Below are 2125 nucleotides of genomic sequence, written 5' to 3' on the forward strand. Positions count from 1 at the left end.
CACTGTCTGTTTCGGAATTAAAGGCGTTGTTCCATAATTCGCGAACAGACACCTAACAAACTGTTCAAGAGGGATTCGCAACGCGTGGCATTTTTACTATGCGTTGGTTTTAGTGATTAAGGTGGTATGCAGCGGCTTCGGTATTGCGTTGCTCACCCCTTAGCAGGGCGTTAGCTGTTTCTCACGTTAAGCAATTAGGATAAATATGGATAATCTTCTTAGAGATGAACTGCTTCGTTCATATGGAACTTACTGCTCCAATAAAGAAGCCGATAATTTTGAAGAATATCAGCTGCTTGGAGCGGCAAAGTACGCCAAATCTATAGCTTACAAGTTAGAAGATCTAGATTTATTAGGTCTTGCCTCAAAAATTGAAATAGAGCTACTAGAGCGAATAAAAACTGAAAATGAATACTACCTATCTTTTGATGAGGCTCCGAGTGAGTTTCCGCATTTAGAAGATGGGCGAGAGTTTTGTAAAGATCTGTTTTATAAACAAAAGCGCTATAGAGTTGATATGAAACCGTACCGAAGATTACTCTTTGATCACGAGGAAACATTTATGTCTGCAGGACTATATGACTCTTTAGTTAAATACCTCGATGAAGACGCGGTTCTTCACAAGATCTACAATCAGGTAAAACACAAAATCATGTATTACCAAGGCGCCACCCTGCCTGAAATTAATAAGGTTGATGCTCTGTTTAATGAAGCTTTCGAGGATATTTGTCGAAAGGCCGATAAACACCTTGAACGCCAATTGAGTAAAGCTGTTGCTACAAACAGCTAACAAACTGTTTAAGAGTGATTCGCAACGCGTGGCATTTTTACTATGCGTTGCGTTTAATGTTTAAGGTGGTATGCGGAAGCATCGGTATTGCGTTGCTCACACCTTAACAGGGCGTTATACGCTTTATGGAAAATGATACAAAAAGGACGTTATGAAGTTATCTGAGTTACAAAGTCATATAAAAGAATTCGATTATGCGCCAGAGCAATCTGAACACTATTTTTTAAAACTAATCGAAGAAGTTAGCGAATTATCGGAATCTATTTGCAAAGGTAAAAGTGGGCAACCAACGCTAGATGAACTTAAAGGTTCAATCGCAGAAGAGTTATATGACGTCTTGTATTATGTTTGTGCTTTAGCCAATATTCACGGTGTAAACCTTGAGAAAACGCATGAATTAAAAGAAGTTTTGAACAAGGTTAAGTACAACCGCTAGAACGCGTATAACAAATTGTTCAAGAGGGATTCAGCACGCGTGGCATTTTTACTAAGCGTTGGTTTTAGTGATTAAGGTGGTATGCGGTAGCGTCGGTGTTGCGTGCTTCACCCCTTAACAAGGCGTTATGTAAAAGGAGATGGAATTGACTACGAAGAAAGAAGAAATGACTCTTGTCGAAAGATTCGATGCTGTTGAAAAACTAACAGCTAAAGGCAAGGTTCTCACAACCATATCTATTATTCTTATCGCACTTAATGTGACCGGTGCTGTGATGAAGGAAGCAAATACATTTCTTTTCAAAATTGAATTTGCCCATCAAGAGGGAATTACTTACTTGCTGCTAGCTGCAATTTTGTATTTAACTGTTCGTTATCGAAATTATGCCCAACCATACCATCACGAGCTTTTTCTTCTTTGGTCGGAACGGATGATGCAAGATAAAGAGATCTTTAATTACAATCCAAGAGATGAAGTCGTAACCGGTTTCTTAGACGATGCCTTTGACGTTTGGGGTGGAGATGAACCGGGTATTCAGGATTCAAAATACCATGTAAGCGGCTTCTTACGTCGAGCGGTGCGCTTTCCTTCAGTATTCCGTGGTGAGAGTGGTGATGGCGAATGGTTCGAGGAGCATTTTGATGAGTACTCTAGCCTTTTATCTTTCAACAAAAAGTGGACTTTTAGTAAATACATACGACTATTGCTAATTGAATTTAAGTACAGATTTAATGCATTTATCAACCACAGAGAGCATTTGGACATCTTAAGTCCATATATGTTTGCGTTTATTGCTGTCCTGTCAGTAATCGTGCCTTGGGAAACTTTTACATAACAAACTGTTTAAGAGGGATTCGCAACGCGTGGCATTTTTACTATGCGTTGGTTTTGGTGTTTAA

General features: G+C 39.2%; 3 protein-coding genes. All 3 read left to right on the plus strand.

The annotated features are described in order from the left end of the window. The first annotated feature begins 205 nt into the window (after nt 1-205). The 3 genes from KIV41_RS21530 (at nt 206) to KIV41_RS21550 (ending at nt 2061) form a co-directional block, all read left to right on the plus strand. Nucleotides 206-790: a hypothetical protein gene (locus KIV41_RS21530; protein ID WP_285337675.1), complete on the plus strand. Its 585-nt coding sequence runs from the start codon at nt 206-208 to the stop codon at nt 788-790. Nucleotides 791-941: 151 nt separating this feature from the next. After that, nucleotides 942-1226 (plus strand): MazG nucleotide pyrophosphohydrolase domain-containing protein, encoded by a 285-nt coding sequence (locus KIV41_RS21540; RefSeq protein WP_252040572.1) that lies wholly within the window; start codon nt 942-944, stop codon nt 1224-1226. Between the two features lie 145 nt (nt 1227-1371). Then, nucleotides 1372-2061, plus strand: a complete 690-nt coding sequence (locus KIV41_RS21550) for a hypothetical protein (RefSeq protein WP_285337676.1) — start codon at nt 1372-1374, stop codon at nt 2059-2061. Nucleotides 2062-2125 lie beyond the last annotated feature (64 nt).

It is taken from the genome of Vibrio sp. D401a, from assembly GCF_030248515.1.
In the GTDB taxonomy this organism is placed as follows: domain Bacteria; phylum Pseudomonadota; class Gammaproteobacteria; order Enterobacterales; family Vibrionaceae; genus Vibrio; species Vibrio rotiferianus.